Source organism: Streptomyces broussonetiae (assembly GCF_009796285.1).
Taxonomy (GTDB): Bacteria; Actinomycetota; Actinomycetes; order Streptomycetales; family Streptomycetaceae; genus Streptomyces; species Streptomyces broussonetiae.
The window spans coordinates 345,633-368,041 of sequence record NZ_CP047020.1 but is presented as its reverse complement, the minus strand read 5'-3'; the positions used below and the strand labels follow the sequence as shown (position 1 = coordinate 368,041).

The 22,409-nt window shown below is 69.1% G+C and carries 22 protein-coding genes and 6 pseudogenes; 11 read left to right on the top strand and 17 right to left on the bottom strand.

What is annotated here, in order from left to right:
* Nucleotides 1–294: 294 nt before the first annotated feature.
* From GQF42_RS01870 to GQF42_RS01855, 4 genes are all read left to right on the top strand, one after another.
* Nucleotides 295–789, top strand: a complete 495-nt coding sequence (locus tag GQF42_RS01870) for a hypothetical protein (RefSeq protein ID WP_158917056.1) — start codon at nt 295–297, stop codon at nt 787–789.
* A gap of 66 nt (nt 790–855) precedes the next feature.
* Nucleotides 856–1,029 carry a hypothetical protein gene (locus GQF42_RS01865; RefSeq protein ID WP_158917054.1) on the top strand — a complete coding sequence of 58 codons (174 nt, stop codon included), beginning with the start codon at nt 856–858 and terminating at the stop codon, nt 1,027–1,029.
* 191 nt (nt 1,030–1,220) lie between these two features.
* The gene (locus GQF42_RS01860; protein WP_158917052.1) at nt 1,221–3,146 is read left to right on the top strand and encodes an NHL repeat-containing protein; all 1,926 of its coding nucleotides are present in this window, start codon (nt 1,221–1,223) and stop codon (nt 3,144–3,146) included.
* A gap of 306 nt (nt 3,147–3,452) precedes the next feature.
* Complete coding sequence (locus tag GQF42_RS01855) at nt 3,453–3,908, top strand: endonuclease/exonuclease/phosphatase family protein (RefSeq protein WP_158917050.1); 456 nt, start codon at nt 3,453–3,455, stop codon at nt 3,906–3,908.
* A gap of 120 nt (nt 3,909–4,028) precedes the next feature.
* On the opposite strand, the gene GQF42_RS44685 is transcribed toward GQF42_RS01855, so the two are convergent.
* From GQF42_RS44685 to GQF42_RS01845, 3 genes are read right to left on the bottom strand one after another with little or no spacing between them, the layout of a single operon-like run.
* Nucleotides 4,029–4,142 carry an ALQxL family class IV lanthipeptide gene (locus GQF42_RS44685; RefSeq protein ID WP_199272542.1) on the bottom strand — a complete coding sequence of 38 codons (114 nt, stop codon included), beginning with the start codon at nt 4,140–4,142 and terminating at the stop codon, nt 4,029–4,031.
* Nucleotides 4,143–4,181: 39 nt separating this feature from the next.
* On the bottom strand, nt 4,182–6,908 hold the full coding sequence (lanL, locus tag GQF42_RS01850; RefSeq protein WP_199272541.1) for a class IV lanthionine synthetase LanL: 2,727 nt from the start codon (nt 6,906–6,908) through the stop codon (nt 4,182–4,184).
* A gap of 56 nt (nt 6,909–6,964) precedes the next feature.
* On the bottom strand, nt 6,965–7,957 hold the full coding sequence (locus GQF42_RS01845; RefSeq protein WP_233273736.1) for a radical SAM protein: 993 nt from the start codon (nt 7,955–7,957) through the stop codon (nt 6,965–6,967).
* 279 nt (nt 7,958–8,236) lie between these two features.
* Here GQF42_RS01845 and GQF42_RS01840 point away from each other — a divergent pair, with 279 nt between their 5' ends.
* Entirely contained in the window at nt 8,237–8,971 is a 735-nt protein-coding gene (locus tag GQF42_RS01840; RefSeq protein WP_158917044.1) for an IclR family transcriptional regulator, read from the top strand.
* A gap of 85 nt (nt 8,972–9,056) precedes the next feature.
* On the opposite strand, the gene GQF42_RS01835 is transcribed toward GQF42_RS01840, so the two are convergent.
* Together GQF42_RS01835 and GQF42_RS46815 are read right to left on the bottom strand one after the other, a co-directional pair.
* Nucleotides 9,057–9,215: a hypothetical protein gene (locus tag GQF42_RS01835; protein ID WP_199272540.1), complete on the bottom strand. Its 159-nt coding sequence runs from the start codon at nt 9,213–9,215 to the stop codon at nt 9,057–9,059.
* A 125-nt stretch (nt 9,216–9,340) separates the two neighbouring features.
* Nucleotides 9,341–9,475 (bottom strand): hypothetical protein, encoded by a 135-nt coding sequence (locus GQF42_RS46815; protein ID WP_267906114.1) that lies wholly within the window; start codon nt 9,473–9,475, stop codon nt 9,341–9,343.
* Between the two features lie 44 nt (nt 9,476–9,519).
* Between GQF42_RS46815 and GQF42_RS47520 the strand changes: the two are divergent.
* Nucleotides 9,520–9,687 (top strand): annotated as a pseudogene (locus GQF42_RS47520) (transposase); the annotation flags it as partial.
* A 95-nt stretch (nt 9,688–9,782) separates the two neighbouring features.
* Here GQF42_RS47520 and GQF42_RS45435 read toward each other — a convergent pair.
* Together GQF42_RS45435 and GQF42_RS01825 are read right to left on the bottom strand one after the other, a co-directional pair.
* On the bottom strand, nt 9,783–9,935 hold the full coding sequence (locus tag GQF42_RS45435; protein ID WP_233273180.1) for a hypothetical protein: 153 nt from the start codon (nt 9,933–9,935) through the stop codon (nt 9,783–9,785).
* Nucleotides 9,936–10,538: 603 nt separating this feature from the next.
* Entirely contained in the window at nt 10,539–11,858 is a 1,320-nt protein-coding gene (locus tag GQF42_RS01825) for an IS630 family transposase (protein ID WP_199273015.1), read from the bottom strand.
* 82 nt (nt 11,859–11,940) lie between these two features.
* Here GQF42_RS01825 and GQF42_RS01820 point away from each other — a divergent pair, with 82 nt between their 5' ends.
* Nucleotides 11,941–12,711 (top strand): MBL fold metallo-hydrolase, encoded by a 771-nt coding sequence (locus GQF42_RS01820; RefSeq protein WP_158917040.1) that lies wholly within the window; start codon nt 11,941–11,943, stop codon nt 12,709–12,711.
* Here GQF42_RS01820 and GQF42_RS01815 read toward each other — a convergent pair.
* The 7 genes and pseudogenes from GQF42_RS01815 to GQF42_RS01790 all read right to left on the bottom strand — a co-directional run.
* Nucleotides 12,708–12,982 (bottom strand): annotated as a pseudogene (locus tag GQF42_RS01815) (transposase); the annotation flags it as partial. The gene GQF42_RS01820 and the pseudogene GQF42_RS01815 overlap by 4 nt on opposite strands.
* A 59-nt stretch (nt 12,983–13,041) precedes the next feature.
* A pseudogene (locus GQF42_RS47515) lies at nt 13,042–13,119 on the bottom strand (helix-turn-helix domain-containing protein); the annotation flags it as partial.
* 313 nt (nt 13,120–13,432) lie between these two features.
* Nucleotides 13,433–13,609 (bottom strand): annotated as a pseudogene (locus tag GQF42_RS45425) (transposase); the annotation flags it as partial.
* 37 nt (nt 13,610–13,646) lie between these two features.
* The gene (locus GQF42_RS01800; RefSeq protein WP_158917038.1) at nt 13,647–14,291 is read right to left on the bottom strand and encodes a polysaccharide deacetylase family protein; all 645 of its coding nucleotides are present in this window, start codon (nt 14,289–14,291) and stop codon (nt 13,647–13,649) included.
* A gap of 358 nt (nt 14,292–14,649) precedes the next feature.
* Nucleotides 14,650–14,763, bottom strand: a pseudogene (locus GQF42_RS47130) (hypothetical protein); the annotation flags it as partial.
* Nucleotides 14,743–15,113: pseudogene (locus GQF42_RS45415) on the bottom strand (HoxN/HupN/NixA family nickel/cobalt transporter); the annotation flags it as partial. The pseudogenes GQF42_RS47130 and GQF42_RS45415, both read right to left, overlap by 21 nt.
* Nucleotides 15,114–15,211: 98 nt before the next feature.
* The gene (locus GQF42_RS01790; RefSeq protein ID WP_158917036.1) at nt 15,212–16,489 is read right to left on the bottom strand and encodes an IS701 family transposase; all 1,278 of its coding nucleotides are present in this window, start codon (nt 16,487–16,489) and stop codon (nt 15,212–15,214) included.
* A 505-nt stretch (nt 16,490–16,994) separates the two neighbouring features.
* Between GQF42_RS01790 and GQF42_RS01785 the strand changes: the two genes are divergently transcribed.
* Genes GQF42_RS01785 through GQF42_RS01775 form a run of 3 tightly spaced genes read left to right on the top strand, consistent with a single transcriptional unit; the run spans nt 16,995 to nt 18,192 of the window.
* Nucleotides 16,995–17,438, top strand: coding sequence for a hypothetical protein (locus GQF42_RS01785; RefSeq protein ID WP_158917034.1), 444 nt, complete (start codon nt 16,995–16,997; stop codon nt 17,436–17,438).
* A complete protein-coding gene (locus GQF42_RS01780; protein ID WP_158917032.1) occupies nt 17,435–17,803 on the top strand; it encodes a hypothetical protein in 369 nt (122 codons plus the stop codon). Before GQF42_RS01785 ends, GQF42_RS01780 begins: the two co-directional genes overlap by 4 nt.
* 35 nt (nt 17,804–17,838) lie before the next feature.
* Nucleotides 17,839–18,192, top strand: a complete 354-nt coding sequence (locus GQF42_RS01775; protein ID WP_158917030.1) for a hypothetical protein — start codon at nt 17,839–17,841, stop codon at nt 18,190–18,192.
* 462 nt (nt 18,193–18,654) lie between these two features.
* On the opposite strand, the gene GQF42_RS45410 is transcribed toward GQF42_RS01775, so the two are convergent.
* From GQF42_RS45410 to GQF42_RS01760, 3 genes are all read right to left on the bottom strand, one after another.
* Nucleotides 18,655–19,449, bottom strand: coding sequence for a hypothetical protein (locus GQF42_RS45410; protein WP_233273179.1), 795 nt, complete (start codon nt 19,447–19,449; stop codon nt 18,655–18,657).
* Between the two features lie 665 nt (nt 19,450–20,114).
* Complete coding sequence (locus GQF42_RS01765; protein WP_158917028.1) at nt 20,115–20,306, bottom strand: hypothetical protein; 192 nt, start codon at nt 20,304–20,306, stop codon at nt 20,115–20,117.
* A 1,065-nt stretch (nt 20,307–21,371) separates the two neighbouring features.
* Nucleotides 21,372–21,566, bottom strand: coding sequence for a hypothetical protein (locus GQF42_RS01760; RefSeq protein ID WP_158917026.1), 195 nt, complete (start codon nt 21,564–21,566; stop codon nt 21,372–21,374).
* A 4-nt stretch (nt 21,567–21,570) separates the two neighbouring features.
* Between GQF42_RS01760 and GQF42_RS01755 the strand changes: the two genes are divergently transcribed.
* Nucleotides 21,571–22,011 carry a hypothetical protein gene (locus GQF42_RS01755; protein WP_233273178.1) on the top strand — a complete coding sequence of 147 codons (441 nt, stop codon included), beginning with the start codon at nt 21,571–21,573 and terminating at the stop codon, nt 22,009–22,011.
* The last annotated feature ends 398 nt before the right edge of the window (nt 22,012–22,409 follow it).

Below are 22,409 nucleotides of genomic sequence, written 5' to 3'. Positions count from 1 at the left end.
TTCACGCATGGCCTGGATAGAACCGGATGCACCCGGATGGGGCGGCAGGCAGGGGAAGCCATGAGCGACAACAGCCCGCGAACTGAACTCCGGGGAAGAAGGAACATGATGCGGCGCGCTGTTGCTGTGACGCTCTGTTCGGGGATGTTGGCTGCCACTGCGGCGTGCGCCGGGTCCTCGCTGGGGACATCGGCGGCGTCACGGACGCCGTCTGCCAGCGCCCCGTCCGTGTCCTGGGCCGGCAGCAGCAGGATCCCGAGCAGCGGCGGGGCTACCGCCTCCTGCCCGGATGGCGTGCAGAGTCAGGGTGCGGCCTCCCCCGCTGCGGGCAGTGGCAATTCCGACGGCACCGCGCAGGCCCAGGCGCTTACGCAGGCCGTCGGCGATGAGGAGTTCAACGCCGCGTACTCGGAAATTTTCGGCACGGTGATCGACGGCTACACCCCGGGGCGGGTGGCGCTGTGCGTCACGGACGTGACGCGCGGGAGGCTGCTCGCCCAGGCGGCCAAGCACGCCCACCCGGCCGTCGACCTCAACCGGCTCGACATCTTTCCTTGCCGCTACTCCGAGGGGACACTGCAGACGGCCGTCCGCGGGCTCATGGCACACAACCGCCCGACGATTGCAGGGTTCCCCGTCTACCAGATCGGCCCGGCCACGGACCATTCCGGCATCGAACTGCGGACCAGCCAGGCAGGCCGCGCCTCAGCAGCCTTGCGCGACTACCTCACCTCGCAGCTGGGCGGTATCGCCTTCACCGTCGTCAAGGGTGAGCAGGCGGTCGGATGAGGCGGCCGTTTCGCCACCACCCGACAGAGTCCTTGGCCATGGTGCGACCCTGGCCAAGGCCAGGTCGTGCGCAGCGATCTGCCGGGCATCATCGTACTGCTGATCCGCGACGGGCTGCTGCAGGTGGCGTCGGTCTCGGCCTGTCGGCGGCTCTGGCGCAGTACGGCCTCGCAGCCGGAAGCGATGCCTGACGACGCGGCGTTCTCAGACCCGGACTACGCGATGACACCCCTGGGTTGAGCCACCCCGATCCAGGCTGTCCCTCCTGGCGCACAACCATTCCCGCTCGTCGACTGTCACACTCGTGTCATACGCTGCCGCTGGCAGTCGCGCCCCGGTCGTCACCGCACCTTTTCGGTCACGGCCGGGCGATGCGCGGCGCCATCGGCTCCCGGCCTCAGGCCGGGACTCCTCGTGGGGGTTACACAACTGTGCGAAGGCGCAGCATCTCGACCGCGACGGCGCTCGCGGTCGTCTTCAGCTCGGCGGCGCTGAGCGTGATGTCGGCCGGTACGGCCTCGGCGGCTCCCGCCTCCGTGTACGCGGTCGGCGGGTTCGTCGTCGACGGCGCGACCGGCCGGGTCTTCGTCGGCGACGCGGAGACCGGCAAGGTCTTCGCCGCCGACTACGACGGCAACCAGGTCGGCGAGGCGGACGGCATCACCGACGTCACCGACCTCGCGCTGTCCGACGACGGCAGCACGCTGTACGCGGCCGCCTCGGGCAGCCACCAGATCGTGGCGCTGGACGCGGCCACCCTGACCGTCAAGTCCCGCTACACCGTGCCCACCACCACCGGCCCGACCCATGTGGCCGTGGCCGGCAGCAAGGTGTGGTTCACGTACGGCGACCAGTGGGACGGCAACCTCGGTTCGGTCGACCCGGCCGGCGCCGGCACGGTGACGACGGGCCAGTACACCAACAAGCTCTGGGGCCAGGCGCTGCTCGACACCGACCCCGGCCAGCCCGGCATCCTCGCCGTCGGTGAGACCGGTCTGTCCACCGACTCGATGGCCGTCCTCGACGTCTCCTCGGGCACGCCGCAGCAGGTCGCGTACTACCACGGCGACTACTCGCTCAACAGCGGCATCCACGACATCGACCTGGTGCCCGGCGGCACTCACGTGCTGGTCAACGGCACCGAGCGGCAGGCGTACACGAACGGCGCGTTCGCCGCCGACGGCGCCTACCCGAACGGGACCGACGCCGACATCGCCCCGAACGGGCTGGTCGCGCAGGCGAACGGCGGCGCCGTGTCGGTCTACCGGCCGGACGGCGCCGTGCCGATCCGTACCTACAACACCGGCTCCAACGGGGCGAAGACCCCGCTGGCCTGGTCCCCGGACTCCACCGAGCTGTTCGCCCTCGTCGGCACCAACAGCGGCTGGGTCGTCACTCCGCTCGGCAATCCGACGCTGGAGCAGCCCACGCTGTCGGTGCACGCCCCGTCCACCGCGACCGGCGGCAGGCAGCTCACCGTCTCCGGCACCCTGTCGACGTCGACGCAGCTGCCCGCCGGCACCAGGCTGAAGGTCCTCCGCACCGACGTGGAGAACCCGAACGGCAAGGTGCTGCCCGACGCCACCGTGCACGCCGACGGCTCGTACTCCTTCACCGACACCCCGCAGGCCGGCGGCACCGCCACCTACAAGGTCTCCTACGGGGGCGACGGCACCCACGCGGCGGCCACCGCCACCGCCCAGGTCAAGGTCTCCTTCGCGACGCCGAGCCTGACCCTGAACAACGACGGCAACGTGTACGACTACAACAAAGCCGTCACCTTCACCGCGCACCTCGGCCCGACCTACAAGAACCGCACGGTCGAGATCTGGGCCAACCCCTACGGCGCCGACAAGCCCAACAAGCTGTTGAAGAGCGGCACCGTCGACTCCAGCGGCAACCTCTCCGTCACCCTCAACATGCTCCGGGACACGGACGTCACCGCCGTCTTCAAGGGGGACACCCGCACCGCGCCCAAGACGGTGAAGTCCACGGCGTACGCGCGCGTGGCCATCTCCCTCGCGGTCTCCCGGCAGTACAGGACGGCGAAGATCGGCACGACCCCTTACTACTGGTTCCACAAGAACGTCGCACCCCTGTTCACCACGACCATGACCTACTACCCGGGCCGCAAGCAGCGCCTCGAACTACAGGTCTACGTCAACGGCAAGTGGGAGGCGGACGGTTCCAAGTACTTCAGCCTGGGCACGGACGGCAGGTCCGTCGTCTACCTCCCGGCCCCCGGCCACTCCGGCATCAAGGCACGGATCCGGTCCTCGTACATCAACGGCACCTCCGGCGACACCGTGAACAAGACGACGTACGGATCCTGGAAGTACCTGTACTTCACCAACTAGCCCTATCCGGCACCCGGTTGGCCCCGCCGCCCCTCGCGCACGAGGGACGGCAGGGCCACACCGGCACCTGCCTGGACACCCTGCGGGAGTTCGGCCGGCTGGGAACCGAGCGCAGGGCCGCTTCGCCTCGCGAGGCCCGCGTTGCTCCAGGCGTGCGCGAAGTGGGCGGGACAGGAGGCGCGGGAGCGGCGGAGGACCGGGGCGCGCTCGCCGGCTGAGCGCCTGCACCCGTCTCATCTTGCCCGATGGGCGCACCACCACGGTGCCCGAGGCCGCGATGAATCCGAACGCGGAGAACCCGGCCCGTTGCAACGCCGAACTGACTTCGTTCCTGGAGACGGCACGACCAGTGCCTTCGGGGACGGCAACCCCGAAGACCGCTGCCCGCAGCTCGCCGAGCGGATCAGGGGCGCCGCCGACCGCGTCGACGTCGTCATGCTGTGCGAGGTCGTCGACCGGCACCGTTACGGGCACAAGCAACTCGCCCGCGCCCTGGCGGACCTGGACCTTGGCGCGGCCCTGCTCGCCCCGTCACGCAGCGGCTACGGCACCGCGCTGCTCTACCGCTGGGAGATCTTGAGCCGCTGGCGTCGCCACAGCCCGGACTTCGGCACCGAGGCCCTGCACGGGCTCGCGGTGACCAGCTTCGACATCCCGGCCTGCGCTGCCACCCGCGGCTACCGCTACGGGCCCCCTGCTCGCGCCGCGCTGAGCATCATGGCGGCGGCGCTGGCGACCGTGGACGCGCATCTCCAGGGGTGAGCATCCGGCGTCGCGATGACGGTGATGACCACTGCGGGCAGCCTGCGCCCAGGCGCGGGTCGGCCCCCTCCCGAGAGATCTCCTGGGAGAGGGCCGCCGCTCGCCGGCCGTGCGGTGTGCTTACTCGGCCTCCGCGGACGTCGAGGTCCACGGGCAGGTGAACGTGCACGGGTAGAGGCCCGTCTCGGGCTCTTCCTCCTGCAGGTGCTGCAGGGCGGTCACGTCAAGCTCCATCTGTCTCACCTCCCTCCGGGTCCGGTCCGGTGTGCTGGTTCACCTGGCCGTGTCGCGTGCGTCCGGCCCGGTGAACGTCTTGGGCAGCCACAGGCGGGGCCCGCCGTGTCGCAGTCGCAGCAGGAAGGCCAGTACACCGCCGAGGCCGGTGCCGTAGTCGGTCGTGACGGTCGTTCCGGTCTCGTCCGGGGCGAGCACGCGCCCGTGGCGGATGGTGTGGCGGGCGTGGAGGGTGAGGGCGAGGTCCTCGGCCCAGCGGGCGTAGCGCGGCTGCCGGTAGGCCTCGGCCATGTCGAGCAGGAACTCGCCGTCGCCCGCCAGTCCGTGGCAGTGGGAGGTTCCCGCGTGCCAGCGGGAACGGCGGACCGCGACGGCGGCCGCCTCGGCACCCTCGCGCAGGCGGACGTCCTCGCTGTGCTGGGACAGCCGCAGCAGGAAGGTGCCGATCCCGGAGGAGCCGCTGCACCAGTTGGTCCTGCGTGCCCCGCCCGAGGGCCCGGCGGTCCAGTAGGCAGCGCCGTCGTCGTGACGTGCCGTCGACAGGAGCGTGCGTGCGGCTTCGTCCGCAAGCTTCAGATACCGCTCAGTGCCGGTGGCCCGGCCCGCGGCGAGCAGGAACGCGCCGGTGCCCGCGACGCCGTGGGCGAAGCCGTAGTGCACGAGCCCGGCGAGGTGGGACGGCCAGGAGTGCGGGATGGGCCACAGGAGCAGTCCGCCCCGGCGGACGGCCGCGGCGGCCACGCACTCGGCGGCCTCGTCGGCCCTGCGGAGGAAATCATCGTCGCCGGTGGCCTCCCAGAAGCGGAGCTGGGTCATACCGGCCCCGGCTGAGCCATGGCAGATGTCAGGGTTGGGCCAGCGCAACGGGACCCGCCTGGCCAGGTCGGCCGCGACGCCGGCCAGTGTGTCGTTGTCGAGGCCCTCGGCGGCGTCGAGGAGGGCCCAGGTGGTACCGGAGCGGCCGAAGTGCAGGCCGGGCAGCGCGCGCGGCTCACGCCCGACGCGGCCGGTGATCCAGTCGGCGGCCGTGCCGACGGCCTCGCGCAGGTGCGGTCCGGGTTCGGCGCACAGGGCGCGGGTGAGCACGCCGAGGAGGCCTGCGGCGCCGTGCTGGACGTTGAGGGGATCGCTGGTGGCGCCGAACGACGACGGCGGCCAGAGCCGGTCGGCCTCGGGGGCCATCGTCGCCAGCAGATGCTCCAGGGCATCGTCGGTCAGCTGTTTGAGTTCGCTGCCGGTGGGCGCGTTCGACGCCGATGGGAGGACGGAACGTGACTCGGGCGGGGACTGGCCGCTCAGGGTGCTCCGGACCTCCGCGAGGCCGGGCCGCTGTTCGGGCTGCTCGTGGAGCAGCGCGAGGATGAGCGGTGCGAAACGATGTGCGGTGGGGTTGTCACGGCACAGGGGTTCGAGGAGGTCGGCGATCTGTTGCCGGTAGGGCCGCGCGGGCGAGTCGTCGGGAGCGAGTAACGGGTCCACACCCGTGACCAGGTACAGCAGCGTGGCGCCGAGGCCGTAGAGGTCGGCGGTGAGATCGAGGCAGCGGTCGCCGGAGCGGGCGTCGACCTGCTCGGGTGCCGCGTAGCCCGGTGTGTGCGCGTGCACCACGCGTTCGCCGGGGCGGGCCAGGAGTTCGAGATCGATCAGCCGCAGCTCGTGGTCCTCGGTGACCATCACATTGTTGGGGTTGAGATCGCGCAGGACGAAGCCCTCGTCGTGGACGAGCTCCACCAGGTCGACCAGGCCGGCGGCCAGCCGCTCGGCGAGCGCCACGGACAGGCCCCAGTCGCCGCCGTCCTCCTCGTAGGTGAGGTTCTGCGTCACCCAGTGGCGGAGGGTGACCCCGTCAATCGCCTCTTGGACGAGGAACAGATCACCCTGCTGTTCGAAGAGCCCGACCGGTCGCGGTGTGCGGCCAAAGGACGCGAAATGCTCCAGCATCGCCGCCTCGTGGCGCCGCGCGTCGCGGACGTCCTCCCCGCTCGCTGTGGCCCCGGTGTGGGGGCGCGCTTGTTTGACGATGACGGCGGCGCCGTCCCGTTCGTCCGTCGCACGGTAGACACCGCCGGTGAAGGCGTGGCGGACGACCTCGCGGACGACGTAACGGTCGTCGAGGCGTACCGGCCGGGCAGCGGCCCTGTCGGGCTTGGGCGATGTGGGCCGCTGCCCGGTGAACGGATCGCGCGGCGCCCACGGCGGCGGGCAGAACCAGGCCTCACGCCGGTCCCGGTCCAGGGAGCCGTCCGGTGCCATCAGCATGGCCTCGTACGACGCCTCGTTGCCGAGCATGGGCACTCCGTGGAAGGCTCCGAAACGGTAATGCACCAGGCTGCCGGGCCGGTACGGCTGGTCCGAGAGGATGCCGGGCCCCGGCAAACCCTCGGTGGCGAGGTGCAGTTCGTCCGCGAGCGCGCGCAGCTGGTCGTAGGGACCGTCCGGATATACGGTGATGAATTTTCCGCCGCTGGCCCGGTCCGTACGGCGGGAGCAGAGTTCCGCCACCCGGGCGAGAGTCCCGGCGAATTTGAACGGCACGCGATGGGCGGCCAGGACATCGGCCGTCTGGGCCAGAACGAGCGGGGCGGACAAGGGCGTTGCAGAAACGTGCAGTTTCCACCCCTGAATGCGCTGCGGCGCATCCGGCAGACGGACGTGGCACCAGAATTTACCTGGCTTGATCTGCCAGTCGCTCAATTCATGACGAGTGAGAACGGAACGGACGCAGTCCACGAGCAGCGAACGATCCGCGGTGGGGCCCGCTTTCATGGTTTCACCCCTTCATCCGGTACCGGCAGCGTGAGGGAGAGGTCGGCGAGAACGCGTCAGTGGTACGCGGGCCGCCTGTCGATCCTGGCGCGGTCCTCGGCCGTGCCGAAGTACTGGTCGATGCGCCGCGCGGCCTGAGCCCATTCCCGCATGGTGCGCACGGGCGTCAGTGTCTCCACGACGAAGGGATGGCTGCGCCGTGCGAGGGCCCGCCGCCACAGGACGGACGGATCCTCGTCGAGGATGTTTCCCACTGTGCCCTCGTAGATCGGCATGGCCCGCACCGCGCCGTCCGGCTCCACCTGCAGAGCCGGCAGCGACCGCCCCTTGGCGAGGTCGTCGGGGTGCATGAGCAGCATGCGGTTGTCCTCGACGGAGACGTCCACCGTGTCCGGAGCGAGGGAGCGCAGGTGTGCGAGCCGCCCGGGGCTCGCCACATCGCGGATCTGGTCGTCGTCGAGGAGCTCGCGTTCGGCGAACCCGGCCCGGTTGGCCAGCCCCGAGGGCACCGTCACGCCGAAGATCAGGTGCCGTATGGCGGGAAAGCGCGGCGTGATGTCCGTGCAGAATGCCTCCAGTTGATGGATGTTGCTCCGCATCAGCGAGCAGTCGATCCCGAAGGCGGCGATCCCGCGGCCACGTACACTGAGGTCGTGGGAGGCCTCGTCGAGGAGGGTGAGCGTCCTGATCGCGCGCTCGAAGGACCGCGCGCGGCCCCTGATCCGGTCATGCACCTCGGCGGTGGCACCGTCCAGGCTCACGGCGATCCGGTGGAAGGCGCCCAAGAGGTCTGCGGCCAGGGCCTGGTCGACGTTCCAGCCGCTGGTGTAGAGCAGGACGGGAATGCCCGCACCCGCGATGCGCTCTGCGACGTCGAGCAGGCCTTTGACGAGAAGGGGCTCGCCCCCAGTCAGGGCGATACCCAGAGGCCGCAGGGAAATCAGCGCATCGGCCACTCGGAGAATTCCGGCATGGTCGAGTTGTCGAGACGGCCGCCGACCAGACTCCGAATAACAATGCACACAGCGCAGCGGACAGGAATAGGTCATGTCCCAGATGACATCTGTGGGGCCGCTCGGCGCACTCATCGGATATTCCCCTCCCACACATACCCGTTGGCACAACGGCACGGGAATTGACTCGCGAAGGGACCATAGCGGCGCCGAGGACGGCTGAACGAGGCGCGTTCCGCTGAGCGGAACGGTACGCCGGGCGCGGCCGTACATTCCCAGCCACATGCACCCTCACCAGCGGGTTTACCCATCGGACAGCGTTCGTCTATCGCCGTCGCCTTGACTCGCTCACGGAGTGGAAAGGGGGTTGGCCCCATGGCTGGACAGGGGTCGGCAGACCGGAAGGCCGGGGAACCACCGTTACCCGGACGCAGCGTTCTCGAAGGGGCGTTCGCGCTGCTGGAGTCATTGGCGGACACGGACGAGACGGGTCTGGCCGCACTGGCCGCGAGCAGCGGCTTGCCCAAGACGACCGCCTACAGGCTGCTGGATCAACTCGTCGCGCTCGGTGCCGTAGAACGCCGCGGCACGTGCTACCGGACCGGTTCACGGATGTTCCGCCTGGGCCGGGGATGGCAGCCACACCCCGGCCTGCGGGCTGCAGCCCAGGAACCGCTGCGGCAACTCGCCGGTGCGACCGGTGCGAGCGTCTGTCTGTGTGTGCTGCGGGAAGGCCGCACCATGGCGGCCGCGGGGATTCCCGGCATCGTCGACGAACTGGCCCCTGTGCGAGCCGGCGCGACCTGGCCGTGGACCACCGCAGCGGGAAGACTGCTCGTGGCGACGGGACCGAAGGCCCTCCTGACGGGCCCGCTGCCGCCCTCCTGGAAGCGGCAGGCAGCGGAGATCCAGCAGAACGGCGTCGCCCTGGACCGCGAGGAACTGATACCCGGCGTGTGCTGCGTCGCCGTGCCCGTGGCGCCACCGCGCGGCGAAGTCGTCGGCGCCCTGTGCGCGATGGTCGAACCCGAACGGGATCTACGACGGCTGACACACATCGTCACGCGAGCGGGCCGGGCGATCGGCGCGGGCCTGCGGCAGGCGTGCTGAGGGCCTTCGGCGCCGGCCCATGCGCTGCCGTGCCCGATGCGTCATGCCCGTGGCCAGTACGTCTCCCGACCGCGCGGGCGGGGCTCTACTGCACCGGGCGCACCCGGGGCAGGGGTTCGACGCCGACGACGTGCCGTACCTTCGTAGGCTCGATGAAGGCGACGACACGTCGTTCGCCCGGGAGTCCCCACTCGAACCGCTCGGTGCCGACGTACTGATGTGCCTGACAGACATCCTCGGTCATGACCCGCTGCTTTGATTGACAACAGATAACGAAAGCGGCCGGGGCAGGAGCCAGATCGACCAGATCGACCGGTCCGCGTGACGGCTTTCGACGGCGAGCCGCCGAATCGAACCCGTTCACACTGCTTACGAGCTGCGGTCGCCGCGGGCGGCCCGGATGCTCGCCTCCAGCACCTTCATCAGATCCGGCGGCGTGTGCAGGCTCGGCAGGTGCCGGCAGTTCTCGGCCGGTGCTGATGTTCCCCCTCGGATCTTGGACATCCTGATACTGGGACGGTTGGGTCCCGGAGGAAGTAGTCCAGATCGTGAGTGGCAACAGTGGTAAGCGGTACACGGCCGAGTTAAAGCGGGACGCGGTGGAGCTTGTGCTTTCCACCGGGCGGACCCCGACGGAAGTGGCCCGGGAGCTCGGGGCCAGTGCCGAAGGGCTGCGCAGCTGGGTGAAGCAGGCGAAGATCGACCGGGGTCAGGGGCCGGCCGGTGCGCTGACCAGGGCGTTGTCAACTTGTCGGGATGGTGGGTTGTTGATGGTGTGTCAGGTCGCGGTGGGGCTGGTGGCGGACCTGGTTCAGCCTGCGGTGGGCAGGGTGGGAGGCCCGGACTCGGGCGTGGCAAGGACGACAGGCTCAGCAGCAGTGAGCACGTTCTCGGAGGTGAGAACTGCGTCGTCCAGGCTGCCCCAGGTGGTTCCCTCGCCGGGGACCTCGGTGTCGAACTGCATGGTTCTGCCGCCCCCGGGCCGGTCGTCGAACCGGATCCGGTGGACTTAGCCGCGCTGGGCAAGGAGGCCGGGGGCACTGCGCGACCATCCACGGCGAGTCCTGCCCGCAACAGAGACCGTCCGACAGCTCCTCGATGCGGGCCCAACACCGGCCGACGACGCACGGCTGCGCATGGCGCTGGGGCGCGGTGAGCGCTGGCTGCAGGAGCGTGCACGACGTCGGAGGGATGTTGTGGAGCGGCTGAAGGAGCAGCCGACCCCCAGCTGTACTGGCAGGCCGATGACCTGATCAGGGATCCTGACGCCTCGGCAGAAGAAAGAGAGGCCGTCGCTGCCGCCCAGGCGCACCTTCGGCGCGTCGAGGAGCAGCAACGGGCGGCTCGGGAGCGCGAGAGGGCCGCCAGGCGCGAAGCCCAAGAGCGCGAGAAGGCCGCGAGGGCCGCAAGGGACGCGAGAAGGCCGCAGCCCAGAACCGCGCCCTTCACCAGGCCCGCATGGAGAAGACGAAGAGCCTCGCGCTGGCCGTCCGCGGCGCATTGAAGGAGTAATCGTCAAGACTTGTGGATCGTGTGTTCTAGTGTGATGCGCCAGAAATCCTGAGGGTTAGTTCTGCTCTGTTTTCTGGCCGGTGGTTCCGACCTTGGCGAGGTAGTCGGCGAGGGATTTGAGGATCTCGTCGGCGGTCTTGGTCCAGGTGAAGGGTCGCGGGTTCTCGTTCCAGGTGTTGATCCATGCGGTGATGTCGTCCTCCAGTGCCTTCACGGAGGTGTGGACGCCGCGGCGGATGAGTTTGTCGGTGAGCAGGCCGAACCACCGTTCCACCTGGTTCATCCAGGAGGATCCGGTGGGGGTGAAGTGGACGTGGAAGCGGGGGTGTTTGCCGAGCCACGTCCTGATCTCGGCGGTGTTGTGGGTGGCGTAGTTGTCACAGACGAGGTGCACGTCGAGCCCGGCGGGCACCGCCTTGTCGATCCGGGTCAGGAACTTCTTGAACTCGATCGCCCGGTGGCGGCGGTGCAGTGCCGATATGACGGTGCCGTCGGCGATGTTGAAGGCGGCGAACAGGCTGGTGATGCCGTGCCGCAGATAGTCGTGGGTACGCCGTTCGGGCATGCCCGGCATCATCGGCAGCACCGGCTGGGACCGGTCCAGCGCCTGGATCTGGGACTTCTCGTCCACGCAGAGCACGACCGCCTTCTCTGGCGGGTGGTGGTACAGGCCGACAACGTCGACGACCTTGGCGACGAACTGCGGATCGGTGGACAGCTTGAAGGAGTCCTGCAGGTGGGGCTTGAGATCGAACCGCTTCCAGATTCGCCCGATCGTCGACTTCGACAGGCCGGTGCGCTGGGCCATCGAGGCCCGTGACCAGTGCGTGTCCTGGCCCGGGAGCGACTCCAGGGTGGCCACGACGACCTCCTCGACCTGGTCGAGGAGGATCGAAGGCGGCCGGCCCGAGCGCGGCTCGTCATGCAGACCATCGAGGCGTTTTGCGATGAACCGGGCCCGCCAGCGGTCCACGGTCGACCTGTCGATACCGAGGTCGGCCGCGGCCTGCTGGTTCGTCCCGCCCTCCGCGCAGCGCAGCACGATCTTGGCCCGTAACGCGAGGAACTGGGCGGTCTTGGCCTGCCGCGCCCACTGCTGCAGCTGTCTGCGCTCAGCATCGTCGAGGATGAGGTCGGCCTTCGGCCGGCCGATCCAGCCGGCGTCCTCAAGCCCGGCCATCCGCTCTGCGGCGAATGCCCGACGCCACTTGCCGACCGTCTTGGCCTGGACACCGACGAGCCGTGCGACACGCGCGTTTGACATGCCGTCAGCACACGCCAGGATGATGCGGGCCTTCTCAGCCGAGCGCCGGTGCGGCATGTTCGTCCGGCGCACCAACTCGGCACGCTCGGCTTCGGACAAGGTGATCGCCACAGCAGAAGGCCCCGAATGCGACATGCCAACAGGGTAGTAACTAACCCTCAGGATTTCTGGCGCATCACACTAGGATCTTGGGATGAGCGACGAGCTTCTTCACCTCACGGTCCTGGGCTGCGCGACGCCCTACCCGAGCGTGGACAATCCCTGCTCCGGCTATCTGGTGTCGAGCGGGGACACCCGTATCTGGGTGGACGCGGGCAGCGGGACGCTCGGCCCGCTCCAGCGTCATGTGCGGCTGGATGAGCTCGATGCGATCTGGATCTCGCATCTGCACGCCGATCACAGCGCGGACCTGCTCACCGCGTACTACGGAGCCCTGTACGCGGACATCCACCTCGCAGCGGCTATCCCTCTCTACGGTCCGCCTGGAATCGCCGACCGGCTGGCCAATTTTCTTACCAACACTCCGGCTCGCAGCCCGATCGAATCCGCCTTCGCGGTAACCGAGTTGCACGACGGGCATCAGGCGGCCGTTGGCTCGCTCCGGCTGACCAGCCGGGCGGTGTCTCACGGCATTCCAGCCTTCGCCGTGCGCATCGAGGCGGCGGGCAAGTCGCTGGTGTACTCCGGAGACACGGCACCGTGCCCGAGCCTCACGGAGCTGGCCAAGGGATGCGACGCGCTGTTGTGTGAAGCCGAGAGCGCACAGGCTCCAGTCGAGGGCGAACAGGTGCACCACACGCCCGAGGACACCGGCGACACAGCCAGCATGGCCGGGGCGGGCCGGCTGATCGTCACGCACGTCGGCCGCTTCCTCACGCCGCAGCAAGCGGTGGCACGTGCCTCGGCACGGTTCGATGGTCCCGTCGACTACGCCGCCCGCGATGCCACCTTCTCAATCGGCTAGGCCGCGGCTGCCTCGGGGCGTTCGACAAGGCAGCCACGTTCGAAGCGGGCTCCGGCGCGGACGAGGGCGAGGAGGTGGGGCGCGTTCACGGCCCTCCGCCGCTGCTGGGCGGACTCGACGATTTGAAGACCATGGCCAAGGCGGCGGTGCGGGAGCCGGCGCCTCGGGTGACCTTGGTCCGCAGCCGGACGGTGGAGAAGGCCGACTCAATGGGGTTCGTGGTCCGCAGATGGATCCAGTGCTCGGCCGGAAAGTCGTAGAACGCCAGCAGTTCCTCCTGGAGCGGCCTGCTTCCTCCGCCAGGGCCCTGATGGACTTCCCGCCCTCGTACTTCATCTTCAGGTCGGCGGCGAACTTGTCGCGTTCCGGGCCGGGCGTGAGCCGGCGGGCCCGGGTCTTGTTCGGCATGAGCGGTTTCCTCCCTGACATGCGGCGGTTGCTGCCATGATCGCGTGGGGCGGTGGCCGCGGCCACCGGTTCGGCGCAAGGTCCGGAGGAGAAGAGGGGGCGGCTGGTGACGATCACGGACCCGGCCCAGTTGGAGGCCTGCCTGGCCCGAATCAGTGACTTCGCCCGGCGGCCGGGCTGGCGTCACGGTGACGCGGAACCGGCCGGGCTCCGTCGTCGCCAGGCTCATGTCCGACACCGCCCCGAGCACAGTTACTGACACGTCGGCCCGGGGCGCCCTGGTCACCAGCATCACGTCGGTTAGGGCCTCGAAGACGCCGGCCTCGTGCCACCGTCCCATGCGCCGCCGGCAGGTCTGCCCCGAGCCGAAGCCCAGCTCCATCGGAAGCTGCTGCCACGAGATGCCGGTGGACAGGACGAACAAGACGCCCTGCAGGCACCGGCGGTCGTCCAACGGGCGCGGCCCCGGCGACCGCTCCGGCGGGTGCAAGAGCGGGCATCGCGCGCGATGACGAAACGCGGAAAGCCTAGGGGGTGACGAACTGGTAGCCGGCTTCGAGTAGGCGGGGGAGCACCAGGCGCAGGGCGGCCACTGTCTGGGAGCGGTCGCCTCCGCCGTCGTGCTCCAGGATGATCGATCCGGGATGGGCGTGGGCCATGATCCGCTCGACGATGCGCGAGGCGCCCGGTCGCGACCAGTCGTGGGGGTCGACGGACCAGTCCAGCAGGCGCATGCCCATCTCGCGGCAGGTGGCCAGGGTCGGCTCGGACCAGACTCCGTAGGGGGCGCGGAAGATCGTGGGGCGCTGGCCGGTGACCTTCTCGATCGTGTCGCTGGTGCGTTCCAGCTGGGAGCGGACGGTCGCGGCGGATGCCCGGGCCAGGTCGGCGTGGGTCCAGGTGTGGTTGGCGATCAGGTGGCCTTCGGCGGCCACTGCCCGCACCAGGCTGGGGTACGCGCTGACACGGGCACCGACCTGGCAGAACGTGGCGGGCACGGCGTAGCGGCGCAGGAGGTCCAGCACCTGCGGAGTCCATTCGGGGTTCGGACCGTCGTCGATGGTCAGCGCGATCGCTCGCGGGCCCTGATGGACGTAGAACTCCGGACTGCCCGGCAACTCGACGCGGGCCGGCTCGCTGGCGTGGGAGTCGCCCGGATGAGTGGGCTTCACGGTGTCCGGTGCCGATGTCCCCGTGTGTTCAGGCGTACCGCGAGGGGCTGTGCAGGCGCTGAGAAACATCAATCCGCCAACTGATAGCAGGGTCCGGCGGGTGACATGAGTATTGCCTGTGTTCTCCATGCCTTTGGTAACTGCATCGCCCCGGAGGGTGGTTGCGCTCTTTGGAGGCCGAACTCTGGGGGCCTTGCCCATTCGATGGAACCAGCCCCTGGCCGACATCAGCCGGTGCTCGCGTTCAGTGCCGTTCGGCCGCCGCATGCCGTCGGTCGCAGTCCGAGCACATGCCGGACAGCTCCACCGTGTGCCGGACGTTCGCGAAGCCGGAGGTCCGTGCCACGGTGTCGGCCCAGTCCTCCACCGGGCCGGAGTCGACGGGTCGGCTCAGGCCGCATTCGGTGCAGATGAGGTAGTGGCGGTGGTCGGGGCCGAGGCGGTAGCGGACGGTCGACGTGTCGAAGCCGATCCCGAACAGGAAACCGAGCGGGAATATCTGGCCGGGCGGCAGATCGACTTGGTGAGCCGGCCGAGGATCCGGTTCATGGAGCCGCACGAGTCCAGGTGGGCCTCCAGCTCCGCCTCGTCGTAGCGGCCGGTGCGCATGGTCTTGAAGACACGCAAGATGCCGAACAGCGCGACGAGGTTGAGGGCGGCGATGAGGTACAGGAAGCTGCCGGTGACCGTCGTGCCCACGGTGCCGAGGAACTGGTGGGTTCGGGAGCTGTCGTTCATCAGGGTGTCAGCAAGTTTGGCGCCCCCGGCGACCAGCGCGGCTATGACGACCACCACGCTGGAGTGCCCGAGGGCGAACCAGGGGTTCGATCTAGTAGGACTCCGTTAGGTCTGTCTTGATCTTGGCGTGGTCCTGCTGGGCAGTGGTCGGTGGCAGGTGGTGCAGATGCCGGTCCAGCAGTTCAGCAGGTCCTGGAGGGCGTCGAGGATCTGGTAGAGGGTGAGTCCGCTGTGTCGGCTTTTGGGGTCAGTCGCTGTTCGGTGAGGAAGGCGTGGGCGGCGGTGACCAGAGTGGCGTGGTGGTGCCAGCCGTTCCAGGAGCGGCCTTCGAAGTGGTCCAGGCCCAGGCCGTGCTTGAGTTCACGGTAGTCGTGCTCGATGCGCCAGCGGATCTTCGCCAGGCGGACCAGCTCCGGGACCGGTGTGTCATCGGGCAGGTCGGACAGCCAGAAGCGGGTCGGTTGGTCCTCGCCGTCGGGCCATTCGGCCAGCAGCTGCACCTCGGGCAGGACGCCGTCCCACCGGCCGTGCTGGGCCACTGCGGCCTGCTGGGCCAGCCGTCGCGGGCGCACCCCGGCCGGCCGGACGTGCACCGTGAGGAAGCGGGAGGTCATCGGGCCGCGGGAGCCTTCCCGCCAGGTCACCTCGCTGAGGGCTTCCGGTCCGGCGGCCGCGGCCAATTCCGCTACCGGCACGGGTGGCTGCCGGTAGCGGGGCACCGGCCGCCGGCCGTTGCCGGACCAGGCGGGGGCATCGGGCAGCGCGTCCCAGGGCTGGACGGTCAGATCGGCGCGGATGCCGACTACGTAACGGATCTCCCGCTCGGCCAGGGCGGCGCGGAAGTCGGCATTCTGGCCGTAGCCGGCGTCCGCCACCACGACCGGCGGCACCAGCTGCCAGGTGGCCAGTTCATCCAGGGCGTCCAGGGCGAGGCGCCACTTCTCCCGGTGCCCGACGTCCTTGGGCACGCCGGTCCGCTGTCGCCGGACGGTGTCCTCGGCCCATTCCTTGGGCAGGAACAATCGCCAGTTCAGCGGGCATGAGGCTGTGTCGGAGACCGCGTGCACGCTGACCGCGACCTGGCAGTTCGCCTGTTTGCCCAGCGCACCGCAGTACTGGGGAGCAACCCCGACCGACATCCTGCCGTCCTTGGGGAACGACACGTCATCGATGGCCCAGGCGTCCGGGCCGATCTGCGGCACCAGCCGCTCGGCGATCCTCCGCCGCACCGGCACCGGATCCCACGTGGACTGGTTCACGAACTGCTGCAGGTTCTGCTCGTTGCCGTCCGGCAACCGCGAGGCCATGGCCTGGATGGACTTGCGGCGACCGTCCATCATCAGTCCCCGCAGATAGCAGTCGCCCTTGGCCCGCTGGTCCTTCCGCGGTACCGAGGAGAACACATCCGCCACGAATATCGCCAACTCCGCCCGAACACGATTGACTTCATGTGCGTCCACGCAGTCCTCATGCCCCTGAACACTGCAGGCAGACAGACCTAACGGAGTCCTACTAGTGCTGTGACCGCGTAGGTTCGCCGGGTTCGTGGTCAGGCTGCGGGTTGCAATGGTCTGCCACCCCAGCGGATCCCTTTTTCACTGCGGACGCGGGCGCGTTCGCGTCGTTGGAGGCCAGGACGTCGCGGCCTTTCTTCCACACGCCGCGGCCCGGCCGTTCGCCCCGTGGGCATGTGATCTTCCGTCTGGCCAGGCGAGGGCATCCCTGGGGCTGGCGTCCGTGTGTGGCAGCCTCCGGGCAGCGCCGCGTCGTTTCTCCCAGCTCCCCCCGGGAGGCCTCGACGCACGCCCGCCGACCTTGATCGAGGCATCCCCGGGGCAGGCACTGGCTGGCAGCCCATTCACCCGATCGGGCGCCTAGCTGGTCAACCTCATAGAGCGATAGATTCGCTACGCACAGTAAGGGGGGCGGCTTGGCTGGCCCCGCTGTCTCTTCGAGGGAGAAGACATGCGACCTTCGATCCTCAAGCGCGCAATGGCCGTGACGGCGGTCTGCCTCGCCGCCTTGGCGGGGACTCCGGCCGCTGGGCACGCGGCCCAGACGAGAGCGGCCTCGGCCACAGCCCCGCACACAACGATGCGCCAGGAGAAGAACTACCAAGTCGAGGTAGACAACTTCTCCCGCCAGGACTTCGACGAGATCGCTCTGGCGTTCACGCGCAACAGCACGCCCGTCACCCAGATCCTCCACCAGTTCAACGTGCCAGCCTCCAGCGTGGTCATCTTCGACCTGGGGCCATGCTCCGACGTCAAGCAGTACGCGGTCAGCGGCCTCGTGGGCGGCGAGCGCAAGTTCACCACCGGCGACGTCGACGCCGATCCAGTCGGCTGTGACGACATCGTCACCATCCGAGACACCGGCGCGCTCGAAATGCACCGGAAGGCCCGATGAGGCGCGTGGGCAAGGCGGTCTGCGCAGCCTCACTGGTACTCGCCGCGACCCTCGCCTCCGTCTCGCCGGCCTCTGCTGGACGCCCGGCAGACGCACCGAACTACCGAGTTGATGTCGTCAACCACTCCGGCTTCGGACTGGACGAGGTCGACCTCGCCGTCGCGCGCTTCAGCGACCCGGTCATTCGGCTGCAGACCCAACGCCATGTCGTGTCAGGTGCCACGGCCAGCTTTGACCTCGGCCCGTGCTCCGACGTCCGGCAGTTCGCGGCCAGCGCCTTTATCGGCAACCGCGAGGTCCTCCACACCGGAGACATCAGCCCCAGCCCGAACTGCCACACCCAGATCGAGATCACACACACGTGAGTACGGCGAGAGGGGGAGGGCCGTTGAAGCATCGCATGAGCATCCTGCTCGCGCTGCCCGTCGCGGCATTGCTGACCACCACTGCGGGCGTAGCCCCGGCATACGCGGCCAACGGCCGGTTCGTCTTCGAGAACTCGGTCAGCAGGACGGGAGAGATGAACAATCCGCCGTCGGGCAGGTGCATCAAGTTCCCCTACCTGGTCGTCAGGGTCACCAACGCGACCAACCAGAGGGCTCACCTGTTCCAGGACGACAAGTGCACCACGAAAGAGATCGCCGCCGTGGCTGCCGATCCCGGAACAGGCCGAGGCACAGCGTGGAGCAAGCCGGACGGAACCCCCTCCGCGCTGGCAGTGAAGTTCGACTGCGACCTCGTCGCCTGCTCCTAAGCTGGCGTAGCACCAGATACTCGCGCCGATCGCCGCTCGTAGGAGCTCACGGCGTCGTGCGCCTCGTGCACCGCGTTGAGGTGGTGCTCGGCCGGTTCGGCCGGGCTGTCACGCGATCATCGTACGGGCGGTGATGGGCCGCCTGCGCCCGTGTCCGTGCATACGTCCTCGTCCGTTCCGCCAGCGCCTTTTCTCACCCGTTCGGGGCGGTGGAAACGCCGGGAGGGAAAACGTTTGGCGAGGGCGTGCTCAGATGTGCCCGCGGGAAGCGTTCGGGACGGATATCCCCAGGTGGATCGACCAACAAGGGAAAGAGCGTCGGCCCGGGCACCAGGGGTGTGATGTCTGGTGTCCGGGCCGGTGGTGCGCGCATGGCGCGTGGGTTGTCGGACAATGAAATGGGAGTACCCCGGCCCGATTCCGGCGGGCCGGGGCCCCGTGTTGGGCTGCTCGGCTTCGGGGTCAGTCCCGGCCGCCCTCGCCGCCCTCGCCGCCCCGGCCGCCCTCACCGCGGTCACCGCGGTCGTCGTGGTCGCAGACCACGCGGAAGCTGGCGATGACTCCGTTCTTGACCTTCACGCCGTCCTCGCCCTTCTCGTGGCGCTCGCCCTTCTCCTCGTGCTTGCCGTTCTCCTCGTGCTTGCCGTTCTCGTCGTGCTTGCTGTTCTCGTCGTGCTTGCTGTTCTCGTCGTGCTTGCTGTTCTCGTCGTGCTTGCTGTTCTCGTGGTTCTCGCGCTCCTCGCAGTTCTCGTTCTCGTTCCCGTTCTTCTTCTCGTCCTCGTCCGTGATCGTCGGGCAGACGCCGTCGGAGGAGCTCCAGGGGCCGACGGTGGCGATGGGTGCGCCGTTGTCGCAGACGGCTCCGCGGAAGACCTCGAGACGCTTGTGGCTCTCGTTGCGGATGTTGAGGGTCTTGGCGCCCAGGCCGCTGACGACGGTGATGCAGTCGCCGGGATGGGCGGAGTAGGACCGCTCGTTGATCTCGATCCGGCCTCTGTCCTCGTGGCGCCGGCCTTCCTCGCGTCGGCCTTCACCCCGGCCTTCGTTGCCCTTTCCTTCGTTGCCCTTGCCCTGTCCTCGGTTGTTGTTGGCCTTGTTCTGTCCGGAGTCGCCGCCGAAGGGTGCTGCCGAGGCGGCAGCCGGGACCGCCTGGGGTGCCGGGGCGGAGGCCGCCGAGGCGTAGGCGATGCCGGTCACGACGAGCGCCGCGGCGGACGAGAGACCTGCGGTCACCATGGTGGAACGAGCGAGCTTCATGTCGCTTCTCCTGTCTGGATATCTCGGAGATGTCGGCTCGTCAGCCGACTGCGACCAAAAGTACTCATAGCTGTCATATCGGGTCATATCGAAAGCTGTGCGGCAGGGGGCCGACCGGGGTATATACGGCCCTGCCTGGCGCACCGTCAGAATGTGAAGCGGCTCGAAGACCAGGCAGATTGAATGACCATTAGCCCTCCCGGATGAACTGCTGACGCCTGCTCACCCTCCGCTGGCTGCGTGTCGCTACGAAAGCCATGACTGATCCGTGTTAGAGGCTGCGCAGATAGGCGCGGTGGTGGTATCCCGACAGCAGAACAGGCACAGGTCTTGGCGGTCATGGAGTTGCGACGCTCTGTCATCACCGGGGAGACCTGTGCCCGTGCTTCCGTCATGGCCGACTGAACCACTCAGTGATCACCAAGACCTGTGCCTGTCTTACGTCTGGGTAGCCCCACCACGCCTATCTGCGCCACCTCTAAAGGCCTGGGCTTCAACCCGAGCTGATCGCGGTGAGCATGGGCGCTGGTCTTGCACTGAGCAGCTCACCGCACGGGCTCGCTCCATCTGCTCATCGCGCAGCACCTGTAGAGCCGTGCGTGATGGTGCGGGCGATCCCCGGCGCGGCGGCCGCGGGGAGTGCGTGGCTCACTCGCGGATCGCCATCAGGTGTCGTCGGGCAACGCAGTCACGGGGAAGACGATCGGTTCCGCGATGCCCGGCAGCAGCCCCGGCAGCTGCTGCACCTCGGGCGCGAGCCGCGCCGTAGCGGCGTCGTCTCCGGTCTCCACTGCCAGGACGTAGTCGAAGCCGAGCTGGACCAGGTGCGGGGGCAGCGAGGGAACGATCGGGGACATGGGCAGCTCCTGACGTACGGTTGCCGTGCCGATCACGGCGAGGTCCCCAGCGGGGTCGGCCCGCCGGCCTGTGGACAGAGGACGGAGAACTCTCTTCCCTCCCGCCGTGATTGGGATGAATCGGGCTGCCAGGGCCAAACCCGGCCCCTTGTCCACCATGGTCGGCCCGACCACGAGCCCGACCGTGAGCCCTTGTCCAGGTCGGCTACCGCCCCGACCACCGCCGCGTTTCCCCTGGACCACGCTCGCTACCGGCCGCCGTCAGATCGCGGACAAGGGGGTTCCCTGCACGCTGCTGCCTCGATCACCGCCCACCAAAGGGGCGGTCCGAAGCGAAGGAGCCACCGCGATGACCACGCACCGACCACCGGCAGGCGCCAGGCGCGCCCGCCCCGGCCATGAGCCCGACCAGCACCGGGCAAGCCGCCCCGGCCTCCTGCGGTGCGCACTTGGGACGCCACTGTGGAACCCACTTTGGTGCCCGGCATCGAGCAGGACGGAAAGCCCGCAGGTCACCACGCAGATACGGCCGCACGCTGCGTCGTCACAGCCCTCTTCTCTCCTCCTGAACTTGAGAGGAATGTCCGTGGTGGAGGAGATCATCGGGTCCGGGGGCCGGATGCCCTCTGCGGCCGGGCGCGGCCGGCGCCCGGCCGGTGGCCGCGCGCGACAGACGACGGGGAGGGAGCGGGGCTGATGGCGGGGAAGCGGAAGACGAACCCGGCGGGGTCGACGAACAACCTGCGCGGCGACGTGCTGCGCGTGCTCGGTGTGCTGAAGGTCGCGACCGTCGAACAGATCCAGCAGATCTCAGCCCCGCACATGAGCTACCGGCACACCGACAAGGCCAAGCCGTCGGAGCGGAAGCAGGCCCGCACCGCTGCGCATCTCGGGGCGGTCTCCGATCTGCGCAAGCACGGCCTGGTGGAGAACGGCGGGAAGACCTCGGGCGGGGACACCCTGCGCAACCTCACGCCGATGGGCCTGAAGGCCGCCTCCTACGAGCTGGGGCGGCCGGTGGGGGAGATGGGCGGGCCGGCCCGTGGCGCGGGACGCAGCGGCGCTTCACACCCGATGGCGGTCAATGAGGCCCTGTTCGCACTGCTGCGCCCGAAGCCGGACCTGGCCCTGCTCGATGGCGAGCCGGCCGACGTTCTCGCCGCCGGGCAGGCCGCCGTCGGCGCCCCGGCCGGACTGGGCACACCGGCCGCGCCCCACTCCCCCGGAGCTGGAGCCGGGGGAGTGGGAGATACCCCGCATTCCGTTGCAGTACGAGCGGGCCGTCCTCGTCGGCGCGGTGGTCCGCGAGAAGCTGCGCACCACCGTCGCCGTGCGGGGCCGGGCGTACGACGTCGTCGCGCACCAGCAGGCGGCGATGCCCGAGCAACTGCTCGCACCCCGGCCCGGCGACCCCGAGCACGGCGACCAGGAGGCACAGGCCGGAACCCGGGAGGCGATTGACCTGACGGCCCTGCGGGCCTTGCGGGAGTCCCGCACGGACGTGGAAGTCCTTGATCTCACGGACGAGCGGCTGCGCCGCCTCCAGGAGGCGTTCACCAAGGCGGCCGACGACTCCCGCGCCCGCGCGGACCGCTACGCCGACCCGCACGATGCCTACGCAGCGCATCCCGTACGCGAGAACGACCAGGAGGCATACCACCCGTGGCAGCCCGGCCCCCACCGCGGTCGGGAGGCGGGCCACTGAGAGCACCCGATGCCGCGCACTCGATGTCGCGGTGCGCACCGACGATGCCCGCGGACGTCATCACCGGCCAAAGAACGCGGGCACAGCTCGCCGTCCGGTACCCACGCGCCCTGCTGCCGGCGCTGGGTGGCTGATGCGGGGGCGGCGGTTGGCCTGTTTGCGACCGGCGCGAGCCAGAGTGCCTGTGAGCTGGGCGTTTCATGCCGCACGTCGGCAGGACACGTAGTGGTGGTTTCGCGCGGAGGCACTGGTTCCGCAGCCGTGTGTCGGGGCTGAATGGAAGCGAGGCCGGAGCGGGCAGACCACGCGCTCCGGCTGATTGCGCGCTCTCGCGGCACACCCGATCCGGAGGGACTTCTTGGTGGACCAGCTGGCATTGCGTCCGTATCGACTGACTG

Excerpts from the sequence above, each read along its gene's own strand:
- GQF42_RS45410 (WP_233273179.1), bottom strand. The coding sequence starts at position 19,449 with ATGAAGCTCGCTCGTTCCACCATGGTGACCGCAGGTCTCTCGTCCGCC.
- GQF42_RS44685 (WP_199272542.1), bottom strand. The coding sequence starts at position 4,142 with ATGGAGCTTGACGTGACCGCCCTGCAGCACCTGCAGGAGGAAGAGCCC.
- GQF42_RS01840 (WP_158917044.1), top strand. The coding sequence starts at position 8,237 with ATGGCTGGACAGGGGTCGGCAGACCGGAAGGCCGGGGAACCACCGTTA.
- GQF42_RS01765 (WP_158917028.1), bottom strand. The coding sequence starts at position 20,306 with ATGTCCCCGATCGTTCCCTCGCTGCCCCCGCACCTGGTCCAGCTCGGC.
- GQF42_RS01760 (WP_158917026.1), bottom strand. The coding sequence starts at position 21,566 with ATGCGGGGTATCTCCCACTCCCCCGGCTCCAGCTCCGGGGGAGTGGGG.
- GQF42_RS01845 (WP_233273736.1), bottom strand. The coding sequence starts at position 7,957 with ATGACCTATTCCTGTCCGCTGCGCTGTGTGCATTGTTATTCGGAGTCT.
- GQF42_RS01775 (WP_158917030.1), top strand. The coding sequence starts at position 17,839 with ATGAGCATCCTGCTCGCGCTGCCCGTCGCGGCATTGCTGACCACCACT.
- GQF42_RS01835 (WP_199272540.1), bottom strand. The coding sequence starts at position 9,215 with ATGACCGAGGATGTCTGTCAGGCACATCAGTACGTCGGCACCGAGCGG.
- GQF42_RS01820 (WP_158917040.1), top strand. The coding sequence starts at position 11,941 with ATGAGCGACGAGCTTCTTCACCTCACGGTCCTGGGCTGCGCGACGCCC.
- GQF42_RS46815 (WP_267906114.1), bottom strand. The coding sequence starts at position 9,475 with ATGTCCAAGATCCGAGGGGGAACATCAGCACCGGCCGAGAACTGCCGG.
- lanL (WP_199272541.1), bottom strand. The coding sequence starts at position 6,908 with ATGAAAGCGGGCCCCACCGCGGATCGTTCGCTGCTCGTGGACTGCGTC.
- GQF42_RS45435 (WP_233273180.1), bottom strand. The coding sequence starts at position 9,935 with ATGCAGTTCGACACCGAGGTCCCCGGCGAGGGAACCACCTGGGGCAGC.
- GQF42_RS01780 (WP_158917032.1), top strand. The coding sequence starts at position 17,435 with ATGAGGCGCGTGGGCAAGGCGGTCTGCGCAGCCTCACTGGTACTCGCC.
- GQF42_RS01785 (WP_158917034.1), top strand. The coding sequence starts at position 16,995 with ATGCGACCTTCGATCCTCAAGCGCGCAATGGCCGTGACGGCGGTCTGC.